This window comes from Micromonospora sp. NPDC092111, assembly GCF_044755745.1.
Lineage (GTDB): Bacteria > Actinomycetota > Actinomycetes > Mycobacteriales > Micromonosporaceae > Micromonospora.
In genome coordinates this window covers 1271772-1296177 of record NZ_JBIVRQ010000001.1, presented here as the reverse complement: position 1 = coordinate 1296177, position 24406 = coordinate 1271772, and the positions used below count along the sequence as shown (strand labels likewise).

Annotated in this window: 27 protein-coding genes; 11 read left to right on the top strand and 16 right to left on the bottom strand. The window is 74.0% G+C overall.

Annotated elements, in window-relative coordinates; genetic code table 11:
• Positions 1-131 precede the first annotated feature (131 nt).
• Positions 132-2285, bottom strand: coding sequence for an NAD-dependent DNA ligase LigA (gene ligA, locus ACIQG9_RS05570; protein WP_400398669.1), 2154 nt, complete (start codon positions 2283-2285; stop codon positions 132-134).
• 161 nt (positions 2286-2446) lie between these two features.
• Here ligA and ACIQG9_RS05565 point away from each other — a divergent pair, with 161 nt between their 5' ends.
• Positions 2447-2959, top strand: a complete 513-nt coding sequence (locus tag ACIQG9_RS05565) for a type II toxin-antitoxin system PemK/MazF family toxin (protein WP_400398668.1) — start codon at positions 2447-2449, stop codon at positions 2957-2959.
• 113 nt (positions 2960-3072) lie between these two features.
• Here ACIQG9_RS05565 and ACIQG9_RS05560 read toward each other — a convergent pair whose 3' ends face one another.
• The 5 genes from ACIQG9_RS05560 to ACIQG9_RS05540 all read right to left on the bottom strand — a co-directional run bounded on the left by ACIQG9_RS05560 (position 3073) and on the right by ACIQG9_RS05540 (position 8412).
• The gene (locus tag ACIQG9_RS05560) at positions 3073-4086 is read right to left on the bottom strand and encodes an ADP-ribosylglycohydrolase family protein (protein ID WP_400398667.1); all 1014 of its coding nucleotides are present in this window, start codon (positions 4084-4086) and stop codon (positions 3073-3075) included.
• Positions 4087-4172: 86 nt separating this feature from the next.
• Positions 4173-4541 (bottom strand): VOC family protein, encoded by a 369-nt coding sequence (locus tag ACIQG9_RS05555; RefSeq protein WP_400398666.1) that lies wholly within the window; start codon positions 4539-4541, stop codon positions 4173-4175.
• Positions 4542-4578: 37 nt separating this feature from the next.
• A complete protein-coding gene (locus tag ACIQG9_RS05550; RefSeq protein WP_400398665.1) occupies positions 4579-5583 on the bottom strand; it encodes a methionine synthase in 1005 nt (334 codons plus the stop codon).
• Positions 5584-5610: 27 nt separating this feature from the next.
• Positions 5611-6684, bottom strand: coding sequence for a tRNA 2-thiouridine(34) synthase MnmA (mnmA, locus tag ACIQG9_RS05545; RefSeq protein WP_400398664.1), 1074 nt, complete (start codon positions 6682-6684; stop codon positions 5611-5613).
• 552 nt (positions 6685-7236) lie between these two features.
• Positions 7237-8412, bottom strand: coding sequence for a cysteine desulfurase family protein (locus tag ACIQG9_RS05540; protein WP_400398663.1), 1176 nt, complete (start codon positions 8410-8412; stop codon positions 7237-7239).
• A gap of 21 nt (positions 8413-8433) precedes the next feature.
• Between ACIQG9_RS05540 and ACIQG9_RS05535 the strand changes: the two genes are divergently transcribed.
• A complete protein-coding gene (locus ACIQG9_RS05535) occupies positions 8434-9156 on the top strand; it encodes an anti-sigma factor (protein ID WP_400398662.1) in 723 nt (240 codons plus the stop codon).
• A 67-nt stretch (positions 9157-9223) separates the two neighbouring features.
• On the opposite strand, the gene ACIQG9_RS05530 is transcribed toward ACIQG9_RS05535, so the two are convergent.
• Together ACIQG9_RS05530 and ACIQG9_RS05525 are read right to left on the bottom strand one after the other, a co-directional pair.
• A complete protein-coding gene (locus ACIQG9_RS05530; RefSeq protein WP_400398661.1) occupies positions 9224-10183 on the bottom strand; it encodes an electron transfer flavoprotein subunit alpha/FixB family protein in 960 nt (319 codons plus the stop codon).
• Positions 10184-10194: 11 nt separating this feature from the next.
• Positions 10195-10974 carry an electron transfer flavoprotein subunit beta/FixA family protein gene (locus ACIQG9_RS05525; RefSeq protein ID WP_400398660.1) on the bottom strand — a complete coding sequence of 260 codons (780 nt, stop codon included), beginning with the start codon at positions 10972-10974 and terminating at the stop codon, positions 10195-10197.
• Positions 10975-11195: 221 nt separating this feature from the next.
• On the opposite strand from ACIQG9_RS05525, the gene ACIQG9_RS05520 reads away from it, so the two are divergent.
• On the top strand, positions 11196-11381 hold the full coding sequence (locus tag ACIQG9_RS05520) for a hypothetical protein (protein ID WP_400398659.1): 186 nt from the start codon (positions 11196-11198) through the stop codon (positions 11379-11381).
• A gap of 5 nt (positions 11382-11386) precedes the next feature.
• Here the strand turns inward: ACIQG9_RS05520 and ACIQG9_RS05515 are convergent, their stop codons facing one another.
• Positions 11387-11794 carry a hypothetical protein gene (locus tag ACIQG9_RS05515; protein WP_400398658.1) on the bottom strand — a complete coding sequence of 136 codons (408 nt, stop codon included), beginning with the start codon at positions 11792-11794 and terminating at the stop codon, positions 11387-11389.
• Positions 11795-11796: 2 nt separating this feature from the next.
• Positions 11797-12594: a GNAT family N-acetyltransferase gene (locus ACIQG9_RS05510; protein WP_400398657.1), complete on the bottom strand. Its 798-nt coding sequence runs from the start codon at positions 12592-12594 to the stop codon at positions 11797-11799.
• A gap of 11 nt (positions 12595-12605) precedes the next feature.
• Here ACIQG9_RS05510 and ACIQG9_RS05505 point away from each other — a divergent pair, with 11 nt between their 5' ends.
• From ACIQG9_RS05505 to ACIQG9_RS05495, 3 genes are read left to right on the top strand one after another with little or no spacing between them, the layout of a single operon-like run.
• Positions 12606-13028, top strand: a complete 423-nt coding sequence (locus tag ACIQG9_RS05505; RefSeq protein ID WP_400398656.1) for a YidH family protein — start codon at positions 12606-12608, stop codon at positions 13026-13028.
• Positions 13025-13324 (top strand): DUF202 domain-containing protein, encoded by a 300-nt coding sequence (locus ACIQG9_RS05500; protein ID WP_400398655.1) that lies wholly within the window; start codon positions 13025-13027, stop codon positions 13322-13324. Before ACIQG9_RS05505 ends, ACIQG9_RS05500 begins: the two co-directional genes overlap by 4 nt.
• Before the next feature lie 27 nt (positions 13325-13351).
• On the top strand, positions 13352-13762 hold the full coding sequence (locus ACIQG9_RS05495) for a PLD nuclease N-terminal domain-containing protein (RefSeq protein WP_400398654.1): 411 nt from the start codon (positions 13352-13354) through the stop codon (positions 13760-13762).
• 86 nt (positions 13763-13848) lie between these two features.
• Here the strand turns inward: ACIQG9_RS05495 and ACIQG9_RS05490 are convergent, their stop codons facing one another.
• From ACIQG9_RS05490 to ACIQG9_RS05475, 4 genes are all read right to left on the bottom strand, one after another.
• The gene (locus tag ACIQG9_RS05490) at positions 13849-14667 is read right to left on the bottom strand and encodes an ABC transporter permease (protein WP_400398653.1); all 819 of its coding nucleotides are present in this window, start codon (positions 14665-14667) and stop codon (positions 13849-13851) included.
• Entirely contained in the window at positions 14664-15632 is a 969-nt protein-coding gene (locus ACIQG9_RS05485; RefSeq protein ID WP_400398652.1) for an ATP-binding cassette domain-containing protein, read from the bottom strand. Before ACIQG9_RS05485 ends, ACIQG9_RS05490 begins: the two co-directional genes overlap by 4 nt.
• A 145-nt stretch (positions 15633-15777) precedes the next feature.
• The gene (locus ACIQG9_RS05480; protein WP_400398651.1) at positions 15778-17400 is read right to left on the bottom strand and encodes an acetolactate synthase; all 1623 of its coding nucleotides are present in this window, start codon (positions 17398-17400) and stop codon (positions 15778-15780) included.
• Positions 17401-17520: 120 nt separating this feature from the next.
• Complete coding sequence (locus ACIQG9_RS05475) at positions 17521-18294, bottom strand: enoyl-CoA hydratase-related protein (protein ID WP_400398650.1); 774 nt, start codon at positions 18292-18294, stop codon at positions 17521-17523.
• A 100-nt stretch (positions 18295-18394) separates the two neighbouring features.
• Between ACIQG9_RS05475 and ACIQG9_RS05470 the strand changes: the two genes are divergently transcribed.
• The 3 genes from ACIQG9_RS05470 to ACIQG9_RS05460 all read left to right on the top strand — a co-directional run bounded on the left by ACIQG9_RS05470 (position 18395) and on the right by ACIQG9_RS05460 (position 20344).
• Complete coding sequence (locus ACIQG9_RS05470; protein WP_400398649.1) at positions 18395-18922, top strand: DUF6232 family protein; 528 nt, start codon at positions 18395-18397, stop codon at positions 18920-18922.
• Between the two features lie 152 nt (positions 18923-19074).
• Positions 19075-19557, top strand: a complete 483-nt coding sequence (locus tag ACIQG9_RS05465; RefSeq protein ID WP_400398648.1) for a DUF6232 family protein — start codon at positions 19075-19077, stop codon at positions 19555-19557.
• A 100-nt stretch (positions 19558-19657) separates the two neighbouring features.
• Positions 19658-20344, top strand: a complete 687-nt coding sequence (locus ACIQG9_RS05460; protein ID WP_400398647.1) for a hypothetical protein — start codon at positions 19658-19660, stop codon at positions 20342-20344.
• Positions 20345-20352: 8 nt separating this feature from the next.
• On the opposite strand, the gene ACIQG9_RS05455 is transcribed toward ACIQG9_RS05460, so the two are convergent.
• Together ACIQG9_RS05455 and ACIQG9_RS05450 are read right to left on the bottom strand one after the other, a co-directional pair.
• A complete protein-coding gene (locus ACIQG9_RS05455) occupies positions 20353-21243 on the bottom strand; it encodes a ribokinase (protein ID WP_400398646.1) in 891 nt (296 codons plus the stop codon).
• 107 nt (positions 21244-21350) lie between these two features.
• Entirely contained in the window at positions 21351-22193 is an 843-nt protein-coding gene (locus ACIQG9_RS05450) for an ABC transporter ATP-binding protein (RefSeq protein ID WP_400398645.1), read from the bottom strand.
• Positions 22194-22323: 130 nt separating this feature from the next.
• Here ACIQG9_RS05450 and ACIQG9_RS05445 point away from each other — a divergent pair, with 130 nt between their 5' ends.
• Complete coding sequence (locus ACIQG9_RS05445) at positions 22324-23346, top strand: ABC transporter ATP-binding protein (RefSeq protein WP_400398644.1); 1023 nt, start codon at positions 22324-22326, stop codon at positions 23344-23346.
• Complete coding sequence (locus tag ACIQG9_RS05440; RefSeq protein ID WP_400398643.1) at positions 23343-24359, top strand: ABC transporter permease; 1017 nt, start codon at positions 23343-23345, stop codon at positions 24357-24359. The genes ACIQG9_RS05445 and ACIQG9_RS05440 overlap by 4 nt, the downstream gene beginning before the upstream one ends.
• Positions 24360-24406 lie beyond the last annotated feature (47 nt).

Below are 24406 nucleotides of genomic sequence, written 5' to 3'. Positions count from 1 at the left end.
GTGCGCCGGTCGCACACCTGCCCCCATGAAACGCCCTTGGTGCCGGGACTCCCACACGACAGCCACGAATCGGTCGTAGTCGTAACTAAGTTGGTATACGACCCCAAGATTCACATCCGGGTCGCAGCCCCTCATTCCTCGACGCGGGCCACGTCGCGCGCCGCGTCGGGGCCGGCGTCGAGCAGCACCCGGAAGGCCGCCTCGTCCAGCACCGGAACCTTGAGGGTGGCCGCCTTGTCCGCTTTGGAGCCTGGATTGTCCCCCACCACCACGAAGCCGGTCTTCTTGGAGACCGAACCGGTGACCTTCCCGCCCCGGCTCTGGATCGCCTCGGCCGCCTGGTCCCGGCTGAACCCGGCCAGGGTGCCGGTCACCACCACGGTGACCCCCTCCAGCGGGCGGGGCCCCTCGTCGACCGCCTCCTCGGCCATCCGTACGCCCGCCTCGGCCCACTTGCGGACCACGTCGCGGTGCCAGTCGACGGCGAACCACTCCTTGATGCTGGCGGCGATCGTCGGACCGACGCCGTCCACCGAGGACAGCTCCTCCTGGGTGGCCGCCTCGATCGCCTCGACGGACCGGAAGTGCCGGGCGAGGGCCTGCGCGGCGGTCGGGCCGACGTGCCGGATGGACAGCGCCACCAGCACCCGCCACAGGTCGCGTTCCCGGGCCACGGCGAGGTTGTCGAGCAGCTTGGTGGCGTTGGTGCCCAGGCTGCCGTCCTTGTTGACGAAGAACGGCGACCGGGCGAGCTGCCCGGCGTCGAGGGCGAACAGGTCACCCTCGTCGCCGATGATCTCCGCGTCGAGCAGCGCGGCGGCACCCTTGTAGCCCAGCACCTCGATGTCGAACGCGCCCCGCCCGGCGAGGTGGAAGACCCGCTCGCGGAGCTGCGCCGGGCAGCTACGGGTGTTGGGGCAGCGGATGTCGACGTCGCTCTCCTTGGCGGGGGCGAGCGGCGTGCCGCAGGACGGGCAGGCGGTGGGCATGACGAACGGGCGGGCGTCGGGGGGCCGCAGCTCGACCACCGGGCCGAGCACCTCGGGGATGACGTCGCCGGCCTTGCGCAGCACCACGGTGTCGCCGATCAGCACGCCCTTGCGCTCCACCTCGCGGGCGTTGTGCAGGGTGGCCTGGGCGACCGTCGAACCGGCCACGTGCACCGGCTCCAGCACCGCGTACGGGGTGATCCGGCCGGTGCGCCCGACGCCGACCTCGATGTCGAGCAGCTTGGTGTTGACCTCCTCGGGCGGATACTTGAAGGCGATCGCCCAGCGGGGCGCCCGGCTGGTCGAGCCGAGCCGACCCTGGATCGGGACCGGGTCGACCTTGACCACCACGCCGTCGATCTCGTGCTCGACGTCGTGCCGGTGCTCGGCGTAGTGGGCGATGTACCCCGCCACGCCGGCCAGGTCGGGCACCACCCGCCAGCGGTCGCTGGTCGGCAGCCCCCACGCCTTCAGCGCCGCGTACGACTCGGACTGGGTGGCCGGCTGGAAGCCGCGCCGGGCGCCGGTGCCGTGCACCACCAGCCGCAACGGCCGGGACGCGGTGATCCGTGGGTCCTTCTGCCGCAGGCTGCCCGCAGCGGCGTTGCGCGGGTTGGCGAACGGGGCCTTGCCCTGCTCGACCAGGGCGGCGTTGAGGTCGGCGAAGCCGGCCACCGGGAAGTAGATCTCGCCGCGCACCTCCAGCAGCTCCGGCAGCTCGGGGAACTCGGCGGACGGGGTGAGTCGGGCCGGCACCTCCCGGATGCTGCGGACGTTGGCGGTGACGTCCTCGCCGGTGCGCCCGTCGCCCCGGGTGGCGGCCCGGACCAGCCGGCCCTGCTCGTAGGTGAGGTTGATGGCCAGGCCGTCGACCTTCAGCTCGCAGAGGTAGGGCACCGGGCCGCCGGCGTCCCGCTCGACCCGCTCGGCCCAGGCGGCCAGCTCCTCGTCGGCGAAGGCGTTGTCGAGCGAGAACATCCGCTCGGCGTGGCTGACCGGGGTGAAGTCGGTGGAGAAGGTGCCGCCGACCCGCTGGGTCGGTGAGTCCGGGGTACGCAGCGCCGGGTACTCCGCTTCCAGGGCCTCCAGCTCGCGCAACTGCCGGTCGAAGTCGGCGTCGGGGATGGTCGGCGCGTCGAGGACGTAGTAGCGGTACTGGTGCTCGGTCAGCTCCTGGCTCAGCGTGGCGTGCCGGTCCCGTGCCTCGGGGGTCGGCTCACCACCGGCCGCCGCCTCCTGCGCCGCGCTGACCTGCTGGGGGACCTCTTCTTCCGACACCCTGCCGCCTCCGGACACCGTTCGAACCTCCCCGTGATCACGCTACCGGAGCACGGTAACGGGCCGGTGGGACAATCCTGCCTCACCCCGTCGCGCCCGACGGGCGCCCGGGCCCGGACCGTGCGACGATCGCCGCACGTCGACGGCGGGGCGACCGCCCGGGAGAGGCAGGGGTACGGATGCCCGAGTGGGTGCGGTGGGGGCTGCTGATCGTCCTGGCGGTCGTCGCCGGCTGGGCCTGGAACGAGTGGCGGCGACGCGGTGGACGCCCGTCGAGCGGCGGCCAACGCATCCGCCCGGAACGCGGCACCCCGCCCCGGGACCGGGCCCGGCCGACCGCGCCGCCCCGCCCCCGCACCCCCACCGGTACGCCCCGGCCGGGCGAGATCTGGTGGGCGGACGTGCCGTTCCACGACGGCAGCGGCTCGAAGGTGCGGCCCTGCCTGGTGCTGCGCGCCGACGACCGGGGCGGCGACGTGCTCAAGATCACCAGCCAGGACAAGCGCGACCGGGACGACCACGTGCCGATCCCGACCCGCGACTGGGACCCGGACGCCGGCCACGACAGCTGGCTGGACCTCGCCGAGCCGCTGCGCATCCCGGTCGACGCCTTCGCCCGCCGGGCCGGCACCTGCGACCCGGCCCTGTGGCGTCAGGTCAGGCGACTGCACGGACGGCGTAGCCCGGCCTGACCGCGCGCCGCCACCGCCCGGGTCGTACCGCCAGCGGACCGGCGGGCCCACCCCGGACCCCTCCCGCCTGGCCGCGCCCCCGCCCAGGGGTCGTCCCGACCCGGTCGGCCGGGTCAGTCCCAGGCCGCGCCGAGCGTGGCGAGCTGGTCGGCGTACTCGATCCGGATGGACCAGTCGGCCGGCCAGCCGGGCAGCCCGAGGGCCGCGCCGAGGAAGGCCCCGGCCAGCGCGGCGATCGAGTCCGAATCGCCGGCGGTGGTCGCGCCCCGGGCGATCGCGGCGACCGGGTCGTCGGCGTGCCGCAGGGCGCAGAGCAGCGCGGTGGCCAGCGCCTCCTCGGCGATCCAGCCCTCACCGGTGTGCCGGCACAGGTCCCCGCCGTCGTCCGGCCCGCGGAGCGCGGCGTCGAGCCGGTCCAGCGCCTGGAGGCACTCGTCCCAGCCCCGGGCGATGAACTCCGCCGGCGAGTCCACCCCGGGCCGCTGCCACAGGTCACCGAGCCAGTCGCCCCGGTACGTCCGGCGCTGGGCCCGGGCCCGGTCCGTCAGCAGGCCGGGCAGCTCCGGCAGGGCCGCGCCGTCGCGCAGCAGCCGCACCGCGTACGCGGTCAGCTCACTGGCCGCCAGCCCGGTCGGGTGGCCGTGGGTGAGACCGGCCTGGAGCTGGGACAGCCCGGCGAGGGTGTCCAGGTCGACGTCGAGCAGCCCGACCGGGGTGACCCGCATGTTGGCGCCGCACCCCTTCGAGCCGGCCACCGTCGCCTCCTGCCAGCGCGACCCGCGCCCCAGCTCGCCGCAGGCGCGCAGGCAGGTCATCCCCGGCGCCCGGTTGTTCTCCGGGCTGGCGGCCCAGGCCAGGAACCGCCGCCGCAGCAGCGGCTCGACCGCCTCCGGCGTGTAACCGGGCGCGTCGTGCAGCGCCCACCCCACTGCCAGGGCAAGCTGCGTGTCGTCGGTGACCAGGGCCGGATCCCCGACCAGCTCACGCGGGCCGGTCGGGCCGAACCGCTGGTGGATCTCGGCGACGGAGAGGAACTCGGTCGGCTTGCCGAGCGCGTCGCCGTAGGCGAGCCCGAAGAGGGAACCGGAGGCGCGGCGGAGCGAGGAGTCGATCACGAACCCGATCATGCCTCGCACCCACCACCCCGGCCCGCCGGGACCCGACCCGCCGCCGACGGGTCGGCGGCGGGTCGGCGCCCCGAGCGCGGAGGTCGTCAGTCCCAGCAGAGGCAGAACGGGTGGCCCGCCGGGTCGGCGTAGACCCGGAAGCCCTCGCCCTCGCCGGGCAGCCGGCGGGCACCCAGGGCGAGCGCCGCCTGCTCCGCCGCCTCGATGTCGGTGACCGTGAGGTCGAGGTGGAACTGTTGCGGTCGCTCCGGATCCGGCCAGGCCGGCGGGCGCAGGTCGGGCGCCTGCTGGAAGGCGACCCGGGGCTGGTGGCCACGTGGACCGCCGAGCACCACCCATTCGTCGCCGTCGGAATCCTCCTCGGCCAACGGCAGGCCCAGCAGCTCGGCGTAGAAGCCGGCCAGGGCCCGTGGGTCCGGGCAGTCGATGACCACGGTACGCAGCATTCCAATCATGACCGCCATCCTGCCCACCAGGTACGACAGGAAACCCTCACTCCTCGTGCAGCCGCCGTCCGGCGTCCCGGCAGGCGGTCAGCACCGCCCGGGCGTACTCCGGGGTGGCCCCGGCCAGGCCGCAGGCCGGGGTGACCACCACCTGCTCGGCGAGCTGCCGGCGCGGGAAACCGAGCCGGTCCCAGAGCGTGCGTACCCGGTCGGCGACCTGGGCCGAGGTCGGCGCGCGACCGGCCGACGGCGGCAGCGTCGGCGCCGCGCCGGCCAGCAGGCCGAGCCCGGCGTCGAGCGCCTCGCCCAACGGGTCGAGGTCGGTGACCAGGGCGAGGTCCAGCGCCACCCCCACCGCCCCGGCGGTACGGATCAGCTCCAACGGCACGTCCGGGGCGCAGCAGTGCACCACCGTCGGCGCCCCGACCGCCTCGATCACCTCGGCCAGCAGCGTGCGGGCGACCGCGGTGTCGACCGGCCGGTAGGTGCCCAGACCACTCTCGGTGCGGATCCGGCCGGCGAGCGCCGCCGGCAGGGACGGCTCGTCGAGTTGGAGCAGCACCGACGCCCGGGGCAGCCGGCGGGTCACCGCCGCGACGTGCAGCCGCAGCCCCTCCGCCAGGGACGCGGTGAGGTCACGGACCGCACCCGGGTCGCGCAGCATCCGGCCACCGATCGGCAGCTCCACCGTCGAGGCCAGGGTGAACGGCCCGGCCGCCTGGACCTTCACCGGCCCGGCGTACGCCTCGGCCTGCTCGGCGAGCTGGTCCAGGTCGCGTTCCAGCAGGTCCCGGGCCCGACGCAGGTCCCGGCCGGGGCGCGGGGCGATCCGCCAGCGGGCGGCGTACAGCTCGACGGGCAGCTCGACCAGCAGCCCGCCGGTACGCCCGACCAGGTCGGCCCCGGGGCCCCGGGCCGGCAGTTCGGGCAGGTGGGGAAGGGCGGGCAGTTCACCGAGGACGACCCGCTGCGCCTCGGCGATGTCGGTGCCGGGCAGCGAACCGATGCCGGTCGCCGCGCCCGCCGGCCAGGGCCAGAGCTGTTCAGTCACGGCCGAAGGGTAACCCTGCCGACGCCGTCAGCCGGTGATGGTGGCGGAGCCGAGCACCACGTCCCCGGCCGGATCCGGCCGGTAGGCCACCACCGCCTGCCCGGCGGCCACCCCACGGACCGGGCGGCGCAGCTCGGCGGTGAGCGTGTCGCCGTCCAGCGCCACGGTGGCCGGGACGACGTCGCCGTGCGCCCGTAGCTGGACCTCGCACTCGACCGGCGTGGTCGGCCGCTGCGCGCCGGTCCAGACCGGACGGGTGGCGCGCACCCGGGAGACCTCCAGCGCCTCGGCGGGGCCGACGGTGACCGTGTTGGTCTTCGGGGTGATGGAGAGCACGTAACGCGGGCGGCCGTCCGGGGCGGGCCGGTCGAGGTGCAGGCCGCGCCGCTGGCCCACCGTGTAGGCGTACGCGCCGGTGTGGCTGCCGACCACCGCGCCGGTCAGCGCGTCGACCACGTCGCCGGGCGCCTCGCCCAGCCGCCCGGCGAGGAAGCCCCGGGTGTCGCCGTCGGCGATGAAGCAGATGTCGTGCGAGTCGGGCTTGTCGGCCACGGCCAGGCCACGCCGGGCCGCCTCGTCGCGGACCTGCGCCTTGGTGGAGTCGCCGAGCGGGAAGACCGACCGGTCGAGCTGCGCCCGGGTCAGCACCGCGAGGACGTACGACTGGTCCTTGGCGAGGTCGACGCTGCGGCGCAGCAGGCCGTCGGGGCCGAGCCGGGCATGGTGGCCGGTGACCACCGCGTCGAAGCCCAGGGCCACGGCCCGGTCCAGCACCGCCGCGAACTTAATCTTCTCGTTGCAGCGCAGGCAGGGATTCGGGGTACGCCCGGCCGCGTACTCGGCGACGAAGTCGTCCACCACGTCCTCGTGGAACCGGTCGGCCATGTCCCACACATAGAACGGAATGCCGAGCACGTCGGCGGCCCGCCGCGCGTCCCGGGAATCCTCCAGCGTGCAGCACCCCCGCGCCCCGGTCCGATACGTCTGCGGATTCCGGGCCAGCGCCAGGTGCACCCCGGTCACGTCGTGCCCGGCCGCCACCGCCCGCGCCGCCGCGACGGCGGAGTCCACCCCGCCCGACATCGCCGCCAACACCCTCACCAGCCCACGCTCCCTTCCACCCCGAGCCTACCCACCCACACCCGATCCCCACCCCACGCCCACGCCCGCGCCCCACGCCCACCACGCCCCACGCCCCGGCGCCCCACGCCCCGCGCCTCACGCGGTGATCAAGAGCTTTACGTCATCCAAAACCCCGGCTCTGACACAAACCTCTTGATCACCAAGCACGACCGGCGGATCCCCGACAGCACCGGCCGGATGCGGGGCTGCGCAGGAAGGTTGGCACGGCGCGTACGACGGCACCGCCGACCTGGTCCATCTCACCGGCGGCGTGTCCGTCAACGCCGGGGGCTCGCGGTGGGAGACACGGCCGCAATCGACACGTGTCCCAGACCCCGGATGCGTGCGGTGATCAAGAGGTTTGGGTCAGATGGCGGCGGGATTCCGACGCAACTCTCTTGATCACCGGGAGGCAGAGCGGGAGCCGAGCGGGGGCCGAGCGCGGGAGGCAGAGCGCGGCCGAGCGCGGGAGCAGCGCGGGAGGGCAGCGCGGGAGGGGGCGCGGGAGGGGGGCGGGGGCGTATGGGTGGGTTAGCGGGGGGTGCGGAGGGCGGCGGCTCGGCGGGCGCGGTCGACGGCGGCGGGGAGAGCGGCGATCAGGGCGTCGATGTCGGCGGGGGTGCTGGTGTGGCCGAGGGTGAAGCGCAGCGAGGAGCGGGCGCGGTCATGGTCGGCGCCCATCGCGAGCAGCACGTGGCTGGGCTGGGCCACCCCGGCCGAGCAGGCCGAGCCGGTCGAGCAGGCGATGCCCTGGGCGTCGAGCAGGAGCAGCAGCGCGTCCCCCTCGCAGCCGGGGAAGGAGAAGTGCGCGTTGCCGGGCAGCCGGTCGGCGGGGTCGCCGTTGAACACCACCTCGGGCACCGCCTCCCGGACCCGCCGGACCAGGTCGTCGCGGAGCGCGGCCACCCGGGCGGCGTACTCCTGCTGGCCCTTCACGGCGGACTCGACGGCGACCGCGAAGGCCACGATGCCGGCGCTGTCCAGGGTGCCGGAGCGTACGTCCCGTTCCTGCCCGCCGCCGTGCAGCAGCGGGGTGGCGGCGACATCCCGGGCGAGCAGCAGCGCACCGACCCCGGCCGGGCCGCCGAGCTTGTGCCCGGTCACGGTGAGCGCGGAGGCCCCGCTGGCCGCGAAGTCGACCGGCACCTGGCCGACCGCCTGGACCGCGTCGGTGTGGAACGGCACCCCGTGTTCGGCGGCGACCGCGGCCAGCCCGGCCACCGGCTGGACGGTGCCCACCTCGTTGTTGGCCCACATCGCGGTCACCACGGCGACCCGGTCGGCGTGCCCGGTCAGCTCGGCCCGGAGCAGCTCCGGGTCGAGCCGGCCGGCGGCGTCCGCCGGCAGCCAGCCCACCTGGGCACCCTCGTGCCCGGCGAGCCAGTCGACCGCGTCGAGGACGGCGTGGTGCTCGACCGCGCTGGAGACGACCCGGACCCGGTCGGGGTGCGTGGCACGCCGGGCCCAGAAGATGCCCTTCACCGCGAGGTTGTCGCTCTCCGTGCCGCCACCGGTGAAGATCACCTCGGACGGGCGGGCGCCCAGCGCCGCGGCCACCCGCTCGCGGGACTCCTCCACCCGCCGCCGGGCACGCCGGCCCGCCGCGTGCAGCGACGACGCGTTGCCGACCTCGCGGGCGGTGGCGACGTACGCCTCCAACGCCTCGTCGAGCATCGGGGTCGTCGCCGCGTGATCCAGGTATGCCATCACGGTCCAGCCTAACGGCCGGTGACCCGCCCGCCGGACGCCGGACCCGGCCTCCCCCTGAGTCACGCGCGCAGCGACCGCTCTACAGTGCCTGCCCACCGCACCGGAAGCCGGACGCGGATCAGGGCCGACACGGCCGGCACGATCGCCGGAGGCGGTTCCTCCGGCCGGAACGCGTTCCGGCCGCACCCTCGGCACCGAAGCACCGTCGCGGAGAGAAGCGCCGGTGAAGAGAGTGGAGCCGGTGAAGAGAGTGGAGCGCACACGCGTCCGGGAACGGCGGCGGTGGACGTTACAGTCGGGCATGCCCCACGGAAGGCGACCGGCCCGGTGACGGCGCTCGGAGGAGCCGGGCCGGACCTGATCCACCACCCCCGGACGATCTCGCGGAGCGGTGCCGCGCCGGCGACGAGGCCGCGCTGCGGGAGGCGTACGACCGGTTCGGCCGGGCGATGTTCCACCTGGCGACCAGCACGCTGGCCGACCGCAGCGACGAAACCGCACCTGCACGTCGCGAATCTCCCGGACGTTCCGGGGTATTACGAGGTCTGGCTGATCAACCCGCGGAACATGGAGATGTTCTCGGTCGGTGTGCTGCGCGACGGCACGGGCGACGTCCTGCTTCCACTGCCGCCGAACGTGGATCCTCAGGCGCACTCGGTGGTCGACGTCTCCGCGGAGCAGTACGACAACAAGCCCGCCCACTCCGGCGACAGCCTGCTGAGGGGCACCCTGACGGGCTGATCGGCGGGCCGGCTCAGCTCCCCGGCCCGCCGATCAGCTCCATCCGGACGCCCTGACGGTCGACCCGTCACTTGCGCTTGCGGATCTCCTCGGCGGCCTGCGGGACGACCTTGAACAGGTCGCCCACCACGCCGTAGTCGGCCAGCTCGAAGATCGGGGCCTCGCCGTCCTTGTTCACGGCGACGATCGTCTTCGAGGTCTGCATGCCGGCCCGGTGCTGGATCGCGCCGGAGATGCCCAGCGCGACGTAGAGCTGCGGGGAGACGGTCTTGCCGGTCTGGCCCACCTGGAACTGGTGCGGGTAGAAGCCGGAGTCGACCGCCGCGCGGGACGCGCCGACGGCACCGCCGAGCAGGTCGGCCAGCTCCTCGACCAGCTTGAAGTTGTCGGCGTTGCCGACGCCCCGACCGCCGGAGACGACGATGCCGGCCTCGGTCAGCTCGGGGCGGGAGCCCTTCTGCTCGGCGATCCGGTCGACCACCTTGGCCAGCTTGTCGGCGTCGGTCACCGCGACGGTGAGCTGCTCGACGGCCGGGGTGGCCGCCGCCGGCGTCGGGTTGACCGAGTTCGGCCGGACGGTGACCAGCGGCAGGCCCCGGGTGACCTTGGACTTGACGATGGCGGAGCCGGCGAAGGCGACCTGGGTGGCGGTGCCGTCGGCGTCCAGCCCGACCACGTCGGTCAGGATGCCGTTGTCGAGCTTGACGGCCAGCCGGGCGGCGATCTCCTTGCCCTCCTGGGCCGAGGCGAGCAGCACGGCGGCCGGCTGCACCCGCCTGACCAGCTCGGCCAGTACGGTGGCCTTGGGGGCCACCAGGTAGCCGTCGATCTCCTCGCCCTCGGCGGCGTAGATCTTCTCCGCGCCGTACTCGCCGAGCTTGGCGCTCAGCGCCTCGGCGGCACCGGGGCCACCGAGCACCACGGCGCTCGGGGTGCCCAGCTCGCGGGCGAGGGTGAGCATCTCCAGGGTGACCTTCTTGACGCCGAATTCCTTGGTGGCTTCGACGACGACGAGAACCTCAGCCATGTCCAGACCTCTCACACGAACTTCTCGGTGGCGAGGAACTCGACCAGCTTGACGCCGCCCTCGCCCTCGTCGGTGATCTTGGTGCCGCTGGAGCGCGGCGGGCGCTTGGTGTGCTCCAGCACGGCACTGGTCGCGCCGTCGAAACCCACCTCGGTCGATGCGACGCCGAGATCGCCCAGGGAGAGCGTCTGCACCGGCTTCTTCTTGGCGGCCATGATGCCCTTGAAGGACGGGTAGCGCGGCTCGTTGATGGTGTCCCAGACGGAGACCACGGCCGGGGTCGAGGCGGTGACCACCTCGTAGCCCTCCTCGGTCTGCCGCTCGACGGTCAGCGTGGCGCCGTCGACGGCGAGCTTGCGCGCGCCGGTGAGGGCGGCGACGCCCAGCCGCTCGGCGATCATGTGCGGGATGACCTGGACCCGACCGTCGGTCGACTCGGCACCGCAGATGACCAGGTCGGCGCCGAGCTGACCGAGCGCGGCGGCGAGCACCTTGGAGGTGGCCACGGCGCAGGACCCGTGCAGGGCGTCGTCGAGGACGTGCACGGCCTTGTCGGGGCCCATGGAGAGCGCCTTGCGGATCGACTCGGTCGCCCGGTCCGGGCCCATGGTCAGGATGGTGACCTCGCCGCCGTGCGCCTCCTTGATCTTCAACGCCTCTTCGATGGCGTACTCGTCCATCTCGTTGATGACGTTGTTCGCCGAACCGCGGTCGACGGTGTTGTCGTCAGCACGCAGGTTGCGGTCCGCGCCCGAATCGGGCACCTGCTTGACGAGTACGACGATGTTCATCGCGCTTCGACGACCCTCCTGTTTGGTGGTGCGATTGCTCGCCCGGTCACGGGCGGAGCTTCGCGCGTCCGTTGACGCCCGGTCAACCGCGGGCCGCTGTGCACTTGCCCACGGAAACTATGTTACCTGCCAGTAGCATCCACTCTCCGGGCACTCGGAGTGACACAACTCACCAGCACCCGCCGCGCTGGGTAAACTCCCCCAAAGGGAGGTGTCATGACATGTCAGTACGAGACGAGCGTGGTCCGGATCGGCCGACCGTCGCCGACGCCGCCCCCGGACGCTGCCGGCGGACGACGCCCACGGAGACGTACCGGTGCGCCTGCGGAAGGGTGCGGGACGACTGCGTCCGGCACACCGTGCACGCGCTCTGGTCGGCCACGGCCGCCGACCCGGACGACACCTGATCCGGTCAGGCCGGCTCGGCCAGGGCTCCCCTGATCCGCTCGATGGCGGCCGCCTCGGCCGGCGCCACCTCCCGGTCCACCCGGGCCACCTGCTCCGCCGCCGCGAGCACCAGGTCGCGGTACGCCGACAGGTCCCGCGGCGACTTCGCCCGCAGGATGTCGACCGCCCGACCCAGCGCCGGCAGCACCACCGACTCGACCTCCAGGGCCGAGTCGTGCGGCAGCCGGGGCAGCGGGCCGGTGGTGAGCGCCTCCCGCACCAGCCCGCTGGCATCGGCGAACGCCCCGGAGGCGGCGAAGCTCTCCTGGATCATCGCGAACATCCCGGGCTCGGCGTTCGACACCAGGAAGACCGCCCCGAAGGCGCCCGTCTTGAGAACCTGCCGCTCGTCGTCCGTCAGCCGCTGCTCCATCATCACGGAGTGTAGACGTACGGGGTGGTCGTGGTGACCGGGACGAAGCCAAGCCGCTCCAGGACCGGCCGGCTGTCCTCCGAGGCGTCCACCTGGAGCAACGTCTTGCCCCGCTGGTCGGCCAGCCGGGCCCGGTACGCCACCAGCCCCCGGTAGATGCCCCGGTGCCGCCACTGCTCCAGCGTCGAGCCACCCCACAGGCTGGCGAAGCCGGTGCCGTTCAGGTAACGCACCCAGCCGGCGCTGACCACCGTCTCCCCCGCCTCGGCCACCACCACGGTGATCGACTGCGGGTCCGCCTCGATCTCCCGGGCCAGGCCGGTGACCAGGTGACTGCGGTCGCTGCCCCAGACCTCCTCCTCCATCGCGGCGATCCGCTCCAGGTCGACCCGGGTGGTCACCTCACGCAGCCGTACCCCCTCGGGCAGCACCGGGACGGCGCCGGCCAGCGGCGCGACCGGCCCGATCAGGACGGTCTCCCGGTCCTCCGGCTCGAACCCGGCCGCCCGCAGCCGGTCCGGCAGGTCGGCGGGCTCGTCGTGGCTGTTGTGCTTCCACTCCACCGACTCGCCGCGCTGCCGGAACAGCTCGACCTGCCGGGCGATCAGCGCGTCCAGGTCCGCCCCGGCCAGCCCGTCCAGGCTGCGGTAGGTGAGGAAGCCGCCGTGGTCCAGGCCCAGGATCCGCACCAGCGGCCCGTCCCGTTCGACGGTGACCCCGGCGGGCACCGGGTCCGGGATCTCCGGTCGGATCTGGCGGTCGTAGGTGTCGCGTAGCGTGGTGGCGTCAAGATCGGTCATCACTCCAGGCTATGCCGGGAACAAAGCGGATAATCAGCGTCGTGTGGCAGGCGATCAGACGGTGGTTCGACCCGTCGGCACCCCGATCCGTGGGGGCCACCCCGGACTACCGCTTCTCGCTGGCCAACGAACGGACCTTCCTGGCCTGGCTGCGGACCGGGCTGGCACTGATCGCCGGTGGGCTGGCCACCGCCCAGTTCCTGCCGCCGCTGCCGCTGCGGCACCTGCGGGAGGTGATCGCCGTGGCGCTGCTGCTGCTCGGCGCGACGGTGGCCGTCCGGGCGGTGGACCACTGGGCGCGGACCGAACGGGCCATCCGGCTCGGCGACGAGCTGCCGGCCTCCCGCTTCCCGGCGGTGCTCGCCCTGATCGTCGCGGTGGGCGCCCTGCTGCTGGTGGTGGCGATCCTGGTGAAGGGGGCGGGCGGGCGGTGACCCGGGACCCCGGCCTGCAACCGGAACGCACCCGGCTGGCCTGGCGACGCACCGCGCTGGCGCTCACCGTGGCCACCGTGCTGGCGGTCCGGCTGGCGCTCACCGGGGGCGTGGCCGGCGCACTGCTCGCCGCAGCCGCCGTCCTGGTCTGGGCGGGGGCGCTCGCGGTCGGCTGGGGGCGGGCCGCGGGTCGCGGTCCGGTCCGGGTCGGCACCCGGGCGGTGCCCCTCCTCGCCCTGGGCACGGCCGGCCTGGCGCTGCTCTCCGTGCCGCTGGTGCTGCATGGGGTGTGGTGAGGCACGGCGCTGCGCCATGATGGGGGCATGGCCCGGCTCTACATGCTGTTGTTCCTCATCCAGGTGGTGCTCGCCGCCTGCGCGCTGATCGGCTGCCTCTCCGCCGAGGACGGCGCGACCCGAGCGCTGCCCCGGATCGCCTGGGTACTGATCATCCTGGTCTTCCCGCTGGTCGGCTCGATCGCCTGGTTCGTCGCCGGCCGCCCGGCCCCGGCGGACGGCCCCCAGAAGGGTTGGCTGGCCGGCGGGGGCACCGGCCCCCGCCGACCGGCCGCGCCGGACGACGACCCCGAGTTCCTGAAGTCGATCGACGAGCGCTCCCACCGGGACGACGCCGCGCTCTTCCAGCGCTGGGAGGACGACCTGCGCCGCCGGGAGGACGAGCTGCGCCACCGGGAGGGTGACCCGCCACGCGAGGGTGACCGGCCCGAGGTCTGACCGCCGAGGCGTCAGGCCAGCGAGGCGTCAGGTCGGCGAGGCGTACGCGGGCGGCCGGACCGACGGCCTCCGGGCGCGGGCCGGGGTCACACCCGACGCTTGAGCGCCCGCACCGCCAGCGGGGCGAAGACGGCGGCGATGCCGGCCGCCCAGAGCAGCGACTGGACCACCGGGCCGACGACCGGCCCGCCCACCAGCAGCCCGCGCAGCGCGTTGGCGACGATGGTCACCGGGTTCACCTCGACCCAGTGCTGGAGCCAGGACGGCATGGTCTCGGTCGGCACGAACGCGTTGCTGGTGAAGCTGAGTGGGAAGATCACCATGAAGCCGAAGATCTGCACCTTGTCCGGCTCACTGACCAGCACCCCGACCAGCACCGAGATCCAGGCGGCGGCGAGTGAGAAGGCCAGCAGCAGGGCGAACGCGGCGAGCAGGCCGGGCAGGCCGTTGCCGAGCCGGAAGCCGAGGACGAGCCCGACGCCGAGCAGCAGCGCCAACGACCACGCCTGCTTGACCGTGTCGGCCACGATCCGGCCGGCGAGCGGGGACCAGCGGGCCACGGGCAGTGCCCGCAGCCGGTCGAAGACGCCCTTGGTGAGGTCCTGGTTGAGGCCGAAACCGGTGGTCATCGTGGCGAAGAAGGCGTTCTGCACGATGATGCCGGGCAGGGCGAAGGTGAGATAGTCGCCCGGGCTGCCGGAGATCGCCCCGCCGAAGACGTACGTGAACAGCAGCACGAACATCACCGGCTGGATGCTCAGGTCGAGCAGTTCCATCGGGTTGTGCTTGATCTGCACCAGGCTGCGCCAGGCCAGGGTGCCGGTGTGCCGCAGCCCGGCGGTCAGCCCGAGCCGGCGGGCCGGGGCGGCGGGGGCCGAGGGGGCGACGACGGTGGCGGCGGTCATGCCGGGCTCCTCTCCAGGTTGTCGGCGGACTCGTCCTCGGCCCGGTGGCCGGTGAGCGAGAGGAAGACCTCGTCGAGGCTGGACCCGCGCAGGGCCAGCTCGGCCAGGTGCACCTCGGCGTCGTCGAGGCGGCGGACCACCGCGGGCAGCACACCCGGGTCGTTCACCGGCACGGTGACCGTGGTCTGGGTGACCTCCGGGGTCGCCCCGGCCACGTCGCCCACGACGGCGAGCACGGTGGACAGGTGGGCGGGGTCCGCCGGTCGTACGGTGAGCACCTGACCGCCGGTCTTGGCCTTCAGCTCCTCCGGGGTGCCCTGGGCGATCACCCGGCCGTGGTCGACCACGGCGATCTCGCTCGCCAACTGGTCGGCCTCCTCCAGGTACTGGGTGGTGAGCAGCACGGTCACCCCGTCGGCGACCAGGCTCCGGACGATGTCCCACAGCTCGTTGCGGCTGCGCGGGTCGAGCCCGGTGGTCGGCTCGTCGAGGAACAGCACCTGCGGCCGGCCCACCAGGCTGGCCGCCAGGTCGAGCCGGCGGCGCATGCCACCGGAGTAGGTCTTCGCCGCCCGGCCGGCGGCGTCGCTGAGTTGGAAACCGGCCAGCAGCTCGGCGGCCCGGTCCCGGGCGGCCGGCCGGGACAGCCCGAGCAGCCGGCCGATCAGCAGCAGGTTCTCGGTGCCGGTCAGGTTCTCGTCGACCGAGGCGTACTGGCCGGTCAGGCCGATGAGCTGGCGGACCCGGTGACCGTCGCGGCGGACGTCGTACCCGCCGACGGTGGCGTGCCCCTCGTCGGGGGTGAGCAGGGTGGCGAGCACCCGTACCGCAGTGGTCTTGCCGGCGCCGTTGGGGCCGAGCAACCCGAAAACCGTCCCGGCCGGGACCTCCAGGTCGACCCCGGCCAGGGCGGTGGTCGCGCCGAAGCGACGCACCAGCCCCTCGGCGCGGATGGCGTATGTCATCAGAACTCCCGTCGTTATCGCTGGTCGTCCAACGATGAGCGAGGGGTCTGACGTTACGTCGGCAGCGGCGGACATTCCGCTGATTTAGCCGTCGACAGAAAGACCCGCCGCCGCCGGCTGCCCGGCGACGGCGGTGGCGGCGCGGTCAGGCCAGGTTCGACGAGCGGGGGTACGCGTCGGTCGGGTCGGTGAGCACGTTGACCAGGTACGGCACCCCGGCGTCGAACGCCCGGGTCAGGGCCGGGCCGAGGTCGGCGGCCTTCGCCACCGTCTCGCCGGCCCCGCCGAGCGCCTCGACCACCTTGTCGTAGCGCAGCTCCGGCTGGAGGTCGGCGGCGACGTCGTAGCCGTACATGGTCCGCATCGGGTGCTTCTCCAGGCCCCAGATGCCGTTGTTGCCGACCACGATGACGACCGGCAGCTTCTGCCGGACCAGGGACTCCACGTCCATCAGCGAGAAGCCGGCCGCGCCGTCGCCCATCAGCACGCAGATCTGCCGGTCCGGGTGGCTGACCCGGGCCCCCATCGCGTAGCCCATCCCGGTGCCCAGGCAGCCGTACGGGCCGGGGTCGAGCCAGGTGCCGGGCTGGGCCGGCTCCAGGTAACGGCCGGCGTACGAGACGAAGTCACCGCCGTCGCCGATGGTGATCGCGTCCGGGGCGAGGGCCCGGCGCAGCTCGCCGTAGACCCGGGCCGGGCGGATCGGGTCGGTCTCGGCGGCCATCTCCTCGGCGTCGCGCGCCTTCGCCGCTTCCTCGGCGGTGCGGAGCTTGGCGATCCAGTCGGCGTGGTCGGCCCGGTCACCGGTGTGGTCGGCGAAGGCGGACAGGATGAGCCGCAGGTCACCGGCCGGGCTGGCGGCCGGCTGGACGTGCCCGGCCCGCTGGCTGGGAGCGTCGACGACGTGCACCACCGCCGCGTCGCCGAAGTCGCCGAAGCCGAGCCGGAAGTCCAGCGGGGTGCCGACGACGACCACCACGTCGGCGCCGTTCAGCGCGACCCGGCGCGCCTTGGCGAAGGCCAGCGGGTGCGCCGGCGGGAGCGCGCCCCGGCCCATGCCGTTGGCGAAGACCGGCACCTGCAACGCCTCGGCGGCCTCGCGGAGCGCGGCGACCGCGTTGCCGGCGTACACGTCGGAGCCGGCGATGATCACCGGGCGGGCGGCGGCGGCGATCAGCCGGGTCGCCTTCGTCACCTCGTCCGGGTCGGGCTCGACCGGTGCGACGGTGGCCGGTTCGGCCAGCTCGGCGTCGCCGACGGAGAAGACCGCCTCCAGGGGGAAGTCGAGGAAGACCGGGCCGCGGTGCGGGGTGAGCGCGGTGGTCAGGGCGGCGGAGACCGCGCGGGGGATGTCGTCGGCGGTGAAGACCGTCTCGGCGTGCTTGGTGACCGGGGCGACCAGCGGCAGGTGGTCCATCTCCTGGAGGCTGCCGGAGCCCCAGCGGAACTGCGGGGCCCGCCCGCCCAGCACCAGCACCGGGGAGGCGTTGAAGTATGCGCTGGTCAACCCGGAGATGCCGTTGGTGACGCCGGGGCCGGCGGTGAGCACGGCCAGGCCGGGGCGGCGCTGGAGCTTGGCCACCGCCTCGGCGGCGAAGACGGCGGACTGCTCGTGCCGGACGTCGTAGAGCGGGAAGCCGGCCCGGTGGGCCGCGTCGTAGAGCGGGAAGACGTGCCCGCCGGAGAGGGTGAACATCTCCCGTACGCCGTGCGCGCGCAGCGCCGCCAGCGCCAGCTCTCCGCCGTGACCCTCGACCCGTTCCGTCATCGCCGCTCCCCTCGTCCCATGACCGGAGTCACACGTTACTGGCCGGTACGCGGAATGTGAACTCTTCTCGGCTCGGTGCGGGGCCGGCGGCCGGACGGGTCGCCGGCCCACGCCGGGGGGTCAGCGGCCGGTGAAGTCCGGCTTGCGCTTCTCGACGAAGGCGGCCATGCCCTCCCGCCGGTCGTCGGTGGCGAAGAGCGCCGCGAAGAGCTGACTCTCCCAGGCCAGCCCGGAGTTGAGGTCCATGTCCAGGCCGCCGTCGACCGCCAGCTTGGCCGCCCGCAGCGCCTGCACCGGGCCGGTCAGGTACGGCTTCACCAGCGCGACCGCGGTGTCGTAGACCTCCGCCGCCGGGGCGACCCGGTCGGCCAGGCCGATCCGCAGGGCCTCCTGCGCGTCCACCATCCGGCCGGACATGATCAGATCCTTGGCGCGGGCCGGGCCGACCAGCCGGGCCAGCCGCTGGGTGCCGCCGGCCCCGGGGATGATGCCCAGCTTGATCTCCGGCTGGCCGAGCTTGGCGTCCTCGGCGACCACCCGCCAGTCGCAGGCCAGGGCCAGCTCGCAGCCGCCACCGAGGGCGTACCCGGTGATCGCCGCGACCACCGGCTTGGGGATCCGGGCGATCGCGCCGAGGGCGCTGGACAGGTCGGCGGCCCGCCCGGCCATGTCCACGTAGGACATGTCGGCCATCTCCTTGATGTCCGCACCGGCGGCGAAGACCTTCTCCCCGCCGTACACGATGACGGCACGGACGGCCGGGTCGGCGGTGGCCGCCGTGGCGGCGGCCCGCAACTCCTCCTGGACCTGCTTGTTCAGCGCGTTCATCGGCGGCCGCTCCAGCCGGATGGTGCCGATGCCGTCCCTGGTCTCCAGCCGCACGAACTCGCTCACGCTGCCCTCACTTCCTCGTCGAAGTCGCGTGCCAACCTTACGGGCCCGATCGTTGGGGAACGTAGTCTGGTGTCCGCCCACCGGCCCCGGGAGTCCAGCGATGATCACGTATTACGACGACAGGTCGGTGCAGGTCACCTCCGCCGCGATCCGGGTCGACGGGCGGACCTTCCCGCTGGCCGAGATCGGCATGGTCTGGCACCGCCGGGGCAGCCGCTCGTGGCGGGTACTGGCCGGGCGGGGAGCGCTCGGCGCGGCCCTGGCCGGTCCGCTGGTGGCGGCGGCGCTGGGCATCGCGCTGGCCGTCTGGCTGCACCGCTCGCTCACCGTCACCATCGCCGTGGTGGGGGCGTCGGTCCTGGTCGGGCTCGCCGTCGGCCCGGTCGCCGACCTCCTCTTCGAACATCTCGACCGGTCGTACGCCCGGGGCAGCCGGCAGCGGGAGATCTGGGCCCGCTGGCGGGGGCAGCCGGTGCTGCTGCTGCGCACCGGCGACGCACTGCGCTTCGGGAAGATCTACCGGGCGGTGCAGCGGGCGGTGGAGAACGCCGGGCCGGGCAGCCGGTCGGCGGTGCAGAGCGCGATCGGCCCGTCCGGCACCAGCCCGAGGCCACGCAGCAGGTCGTAGCCCGGCCCGGCGCACCCGGATTGGCCGGACACCGGGCCGGCCGAGGGTGGCCGCGGACTCGCCCGACAGCAGCGCCGGCCGGCCCGACATCGGGCGCGGAAGGTCGGGCGCGGGAGCGGGCACGCGTTGCCGGTGAATGGTTAGAGTTAGTGATGACCCTCTATTACCGGGACGACACGGTGCAGGTGACCTCCGAGTCGATCCGGGCAGGCGGGCACTTCGTGCGGATCGCGGACGTGGCGTACGTCTGGCATGCCCGGGGAGCGACCACCATGGCCGTCCGGTCCCGGGTCCTGGGCCGTGGCGTGCTGGTGCTGCTGCTCTCCCTACCGCCGTTGGTCGCGTTGGTCTGCGTGGTCTCGCTGGTCTGGTCGGCGCAGGACCGGGGCAACTGGAAGCTGGCCCTGGGCATCCTGGCCGCCTGCGTGGTCGGGGCGCTCGCCCTCACCCCCTTCCTGGAGCTGCCGCTGGGCTGGCTGGACCGCTCCTACGAACGCGGCAACCGGGTGAACGAGCTGTGGGTGCAGCACCTCGGGCAGGAGGTGCTGCTGCTGCGCACCCCTGACGCGCTGCGGTTCGGGCAGATCTACCGGGCCGTGCAACGCGCCGTCGAACAGCAGGGGGGACACCGATGAGCACCCGTCCGGGCGAGTGACCCGGGGGCGGGCCTCCGACGGCAGGCCGGCCGACGGGAGCCGTACGGCGGCACTGGCCGCCGGAACGCACACTGGTCACATGGCCATTCCCCTGCCCCGCCCGGCCGCCGTCGTCGGCCTCACCCGCTCCGCCCTCGACCAGGCGCTCGGCTCGGCCGCCTCGTTCGCCGCCGTACCGGCCCGCGCCTTCGCGGTCCTCGACGGGGTGGAGGCGCTGCTGGCCCGGATCAACGGGGTGGTGGACCGGATCGAGGGCACCCTGGACCGCACCGACCGGGTGCTCGCCGACGCCGAGGGGGCGGTCCGGGAGGTGGCGGTGATCAGCGCCGCCGCGACCACCGCGATCGAGACGGCCACCGAGGTCGCCGCCGGGGCGGCCGTGGTGGTGGCCGGGGCCGGGTCGGTGGCGGACCGGGCCGCCGCGACGGTGGACACCGCGCAGGGTGCCGCCACCGTCGCCGCCGATCTGATGGCCGCGTACGAGCCGGCGTTGCGCCGGGGCGCGCCGATGGCGAACCGGTTCGTCGCGGAGTTGAGCCACGAGGAGGTCGTCGCGGCGATCCGGCTCGTGGACGAGTTGCCGAAGCTCAAGGAGCACCTGACCTCGGACGTCCTGCCGATCCTGGCCACCCTGGACCGGGTCGGCCCGGACCTGCACGACCTGCTCGACGTGACCCGCGACCTCAAGCTCGCCGTCGCCGGCATCCCCGGCCTCGGCATGCTGCGCCGCCGGGGCGAACGGCTGGCCGACGAACCGGCTGACTGAGCGCCCGGTCAGCCGGAGTAGAGGGCGTCGATCTCGGCCCGGCGGGGCAGCGACACGGACGCACCGAGCCGGCGTACGCAGGCCGCGCCGGCCGCCGCCGCCCAGCGCACCGCGTCGACCACCTCGCGGCCCTCGCCCCAGGCCACGGCCAGGGCGGCGGTGAACGCGTCACCGGCGGCGGTGGAGTCGACCACGTCCACCGGCACCGCCGGCACGTGCACGGCGACGCCGTCCCGGTCGACGTACCAGGCGCCCTCGCCGCCGAGGGTGAGCACCGCCCGGGGCACCAGCTCCAACAGCGCTCCCGGCTCGTGGCCCTTGCCGGTGAGCGTCTGCGCCTCGGTCTCGTTGACCACCAGCAGGTCCACCGAGGCCAGCAGTTCGGCGGGCACCTGCCGGGCCGGCGCGGCGTTGAGGATCACCCGGGTGCCGGCCGCGCGGGCGGCCACCGCCGCCTCGGTCACCGTCTCGACCGGGATCTCCAACTGCGCGACCAGTACGTCCGCCCCGCGTACGACGTCCAGCTCGGCGTCGGTGAGGGCGGTGAAGGCGGCGTTCGCGCCGGGGGTGACCAGGATGGCGTTCTCGCCCGCGGAGTTCACCATCACCAGCGCCACCCCGGACGCCCCGTAGACCACCCGCAGGTGGGTGGTGTCCACCTGGGCGGCGGTGATCCGGGCCCGGAGGGTGACGCCGAACGAGTCGGAGCCGAGCGCGCCGAGGAAGGCGCAGGAGGCGCCGGCCCGGACGGCGGCGACGGCCTGGTTGGCGCCCTTGCCGCCGGGCACCATCACGAAGTCGCCGCCGAGCACGGTCTCCCCTGGCCGGGGCAGCGCCGGGCCGGCCCCGACCAGGTCCATGTTCGCGCTGCCCACCACGACCACCCGGGTCTGCCGCACCACGACCTCCTGCCGACCTGCCACCGTATCGACGCGCCGACCGGTCTCCCCGGCGTCTGCTGGCACGTCGCGGCGAGTCTAGGGCCTCGCCCGGTCCTCGACGGCGGTCAGGCGGCGCGGGCCGCCCAGCGCTCGCCGCGCCGTTCGACCGTCAGCGGCAGGCCGAAGGTCTTGGAGAGGTTGTCGCCGGTCAGCGTCTCGGCGAGCAGCCCCTGGGCGATCACGCCACCGTCGCGCAACAGCAGCGCGTGGGTGAAGCCGGGCGGGATCTCCTCGACGTGGTGGGTGACCAGGACCAGGGCCGGGGCGTCCGGGTCGTACGCCAGCTCGGCGAGCCGGCCGACCAGGTCCTCGCGCCCGCCGAGGTCGAGCCCGGCGGCGGGCTCGTCGAGGAGCAGCAGCTCGGGGTCGGTCATCAGGGCGCGGGCGATCTGCACCCGCTTGCGCTCGCCCTCGGAGAGGGTGCCGTACGTCCGGTCGGCCAGGTGGGCGACGCCGAGCTGCCCGAGCAGGGCGCGGGCCCTGGCCTCGTCGGTGCGGTCGTAGCTCTCCCGCCAGCGGCCGACCACCGACCAGGCGGCGGTGACCACCACGTCGCTGACCCGTTCCTCGGCGGGGACCCGCTCGGCGACCGCCGCGGTGGACAGGCCGATCCGGGTACGCAGCTCGTTGACGTCGGTGCGGCCGATCCGCTCGCCGAGCACGTGCGCGACGCCGGTGGTGGGGTGCAGCCGGCCGGCGGCAAGGTTGAGCAGGGTGGTCTTGCCGGCACCGTTGGGGCCCAGCACGACCCAGCGCTCGTCGAGTTCGACCTGCCAGTCGAGGTCGTGCAGCAGGGCGGTGCCGGACCGCCGGACGGTGACGCCGTCGAGGCTGACCACCAGATCCACGTCCACGGTCGAGGGGGCGGCTGCGGCGCCCGTGGCGCCGGGGATCAGGTCAGCAGTCACCGCCCCATCCAACCACGCACCCCGGGGTGCCCCCCACGGGCGGCGGCGCGGCCATAGGGTGGGGCGCCGTGTCGTTGGTCACCACACCGGGAGGACGGCCCATGCCCGAACGCGACGAGGGACGGTGCGGATGAGCGCGGTCATCGAGATCGCCGGCCTGCGCAAGACGTTCCGCACCCTGCGACAGGGACGCAGGGTGGCGGTGGACGGCTTCGACATGGTCGTCGAGGCCGGTGAGGTGCACGGCTTCCTGGGCCCGAACGGCTCGGGCAAGACCACCACGCTGCGCGCCCTGCTCGGCCTGGTCAACGCCGACGAGGGCCGGATGAGCGTGCTGGGCACGCCGGCCCCGGAGCAGTTGACCCAGGTGAGCGGCCGGGTCGGCGCGATCGTGGAGAGCCCGCAGTTCTTCGGCAACTTCACCGGGCGCCGCACGTTGCGGCTGCTGGCGGTGGCCGGCGGGGTGCCGACGACCCGGGTGGACGAGGTGCTGGAGCAGGTCGGCCTGCGGGACCGGGGCGACGACCGGGTGAAGGGCTACTCGCTCGGCATGAAGCAGCGGCTGGCCGTGGCCTCGGCCCTGCTCAAGAACCCGGAGCTGCTGATCCTGGACGAGCCGGCGAACGGCCTGGACCCGGCCGGGATCCGGGAGATGCGCGACCTGATCCGGGCGCTCGCCGAATCCGGGGTGACCGTGCTGGTCTCCAGCCACATCCTGGCCGAGATCCAGTTGATCTGCGACCACGTCACGATCATCTCGCAGGGTCGCCGGGTGGCGGCCGGGCGGGTGGACGACGTGCTGGCCGGGCACGACCAGCACGAGTGGCAGGTCCGGGTGGCGGATCCGGAGCGCGGCGCGGAGCTGCTGCGGGCGGCCGGCCTGACGGTGACCGCCCAGCGCGACGACCTGCTGGTGGTGGGCGGCGCGGGTGAGCCGGAGCAGATCAGCAGCACCCTCGGCACCGAGGGGTTGTGGGTCCGCGAGTTGACCCCGATCCGGCCGGACCTGGAGAGCGTCTTCCTGGAACTGACCGGCACCGCGCCGGCACCGACACTGCCCCGGCAGGCGGACGGGTCCGTCCCGTCCGGGGAGGGACCCGACGATCCGATGATCGAGCTGGACGTGACCGACGGCCGGAGGGTGGACGCGTGAACCTGGTCCGCGCCGAGGTGGAGCGGCTGGCCGCCCGCCGCTTCGTCCAGCTCATGGTGGTGCTGCTCGCGGCGGCCTTCGTGGTCACCGCCGCGACCACCCTGGTCGGGTCGCACCGGCCGTCGGCGGGCGAGCTGTCCGCCGCGCAGCTCCAGGCCGCGCAGGCGGTGGCCGAGATGGAGGCGGAGCACACCCGCTGCCTGCGGATCAAGGCGGGCGAGATCCCGCTCACCGCGGACAGCGGCTACGTGCCGGCCGACTGCAGCGAACTGGACCCGGTGCGGATGGCGCAGCTACCGGTGGCCGCCGACTACCTCTCCTCGGTCTTCGTCTTCTCCCAGCAGGCCGAGGGGCTGCTCTACTTCCTGATCGCCTTCCTGGTGCTGTTCGGGTTCCTGGTGGGCGCGTCGTACATCGGTGCCGACCTGAACTCCGGCGGGGTGGTCAACCTGCTGCTCTGGCGTCCGGGCCGGCTCACCGTGCTGGGCGCGAAGCTGGGCACCCTGATCGGGGTGGTGGCCGCGCTCTCGGCGGTGGCGTCGGTGATCTACCTGGGCACCTTCTGGACGATCGGGCAGACGGCCGGGTTGCCGGGGCCGCTGGACGGGGAGTTCTGGGGGAAGCTGGGCGCCACCTACGGGCGGGGCATGGTGCTGGTGCTGCTGGCGTCCGTGCTGGGCTTCGGGATCGCCACGCTGGGCCGGCACACCTCGGCGGCGCTCGGCGCGGTCGCCGCGTACGCGGTGGTGTGGGAGTTGGGCACCCGACTGGTGCTGGAGATCGTCGACGTGGCCCGGCCGGACCAGCTCATGCTCTCCAGCTACCTGGGCGCGTGGCTGACCGGCCGGGTGGAGTTCTGGGACGACAGCCTGCGTTGTGCGTCCGGGGGCAGCTTCTGTAGTGGCGGGATCTACTCGATCACCTGGTTGCCGGCGCTGCTGGTGCTGCTGGCGGTGACCGGGACGGTCACCGTCGCCGCGTTCGCCGTGTTCCGCCGCCGCGACCTGCTCTAGCGTCGACGCACCGCCCCCGGTCGCGGCAGGATCTTGCCGCAGCCGGG

Excerpts from the sequence above, each read along its gene's own strand:
- ACIQG9_RS05510 (WP_400398657.1), bottom strand. The coding sequence starts at position 12,594 with ATGACCGATCTTGACGCCACCACGCTACGCGACACCTACGACCGCCAG.
- ACIQG9_RS05525 (WP_400398660.1), bottom strand. The coding sequence starts at position 10,974 with ATGAACATCGTCGTACTCGTCAAGCAGGTGCCCGATTCGGGCGCGGAC.
- ACIQG9_RS05470 (WP_400398649.1), top strand. The coding sequence starts at position 18,395 with ATGATCACGTATTACGACGACAGGTCGGTGCAGGTCACCTCCGCCGCG.
- ACIQG9_RS05465 (WP_400398648.1), top strand. The coding sequence starts at position 19,075 with ATGACCCTCTATTACCGGGACGACACGGTGCAGGTGACCTCCGAGTCG.
- ACIQG9_RS05505 (WP_400398656.1), top strand. The coding sequence starts at position 12,606 with ATGCCGGGAACAAAGCGGATAATCAGCGTCGTGTGGCAGGCGATCAGA.
- ACIQG9_RS05540 (WP_400398663.1), bottom strand. The coding sequence starts at position 8,412 with ATGGCATACCTGGATCACGCGGCGACGACCCCGATGCTCGACGAGGCG.
- ACIQG9_RS05560 (WP_400398667.1), bottom strand. The coding sequence starts at position 4,086 with ATGATCGGGTTCGTGATCGACTCCTCGCTCCGCCGCGCCTCCGGTTCC.
- ACIQG9_RS05480 (WP_400398651.1), bottom strand. The coding sequence starts at position 17,400 with ATGACGGAACGGGTCGAGGGTCACGGCGGAGAGCTGGCGCTGGCGGCG.
- ACIQG9_RS05490 (WP_400398653.1), bottom strand. The coding sequence starts at position 14,667 with ATGACCGCCGCCACCGTCGTCGCCCCCTCGGCCCCCGCCGCCCCGGCC.
- ACIQG9_RS05460 (WP_400398647.1), top strand. The coding sequence starts at position 19,658 with ATGGCCATTCCCCTGCCCCGCCCGGCCGCCGTCGTCGGCCTCACCCGC.
- ACIQG9_RS05530 (WP_400398661.1), bottom strand. The coding sequence starts at position 10,183 with ATGGCTGAGGTTCTCGTCGTCGTCGAAGCCACCAAGGAATTCGGCGTC.
- ACIQG9_RS05515 (WP_400398658.1), bottom strand. The coding sequence starts at position 11,794 with ATGGAGCAGCGGCTGACGGACGACGAGCGGCAGGTTCTCAAGACGGGC.
- ACIQG9_RS05495 (WP_400398654.1), top strand. The coding sequence starts at position 13,352 with ATGGCCCGGCTCTACATGCTGTTGTTCCTCATCCAGGTGGTGCTCGCC.
- ACIQG9_RS05565 (WP_400398668.1), top strand. The coding sequence starts at position 2,447 with ATGCCCGAGTGGGTGCGGTGGGGGCTGCTGATCGTCCTGGCGGTCGTC.
- ACIQG9_RS05555 (WP_400398666.1), bottom strand. The coding sequence starts at position 4,541 with ATGATTGGAATGCTGCGTACCGTGGTCATCGACTGCCCGGACCCACGG.
- ACIQG9_RS05520 (WP_400398659.1), top strand. The coding sequence starts at position 11,196 with ATGTCAGTACGAGACGAGCGTGGTCCGGATCGGCCGACCGTCGCCGAC.
- ACIQG9_RS05485 (WP_400398652.1), bottom strand. The coding sequence starts at position 15,632 with ATGACATACGCCATCCGCGCCGAGGGGCTGGTGCGTCGCTTCGGCGCG.
- ACIQG9_RS05445 (WP_400398644.1), top strand. The coding sequence starts at position 22,324 with ATGAGCGCGGTCATCGAGATCGCCGGCCTGCGCAAGACGTTCCGCACC.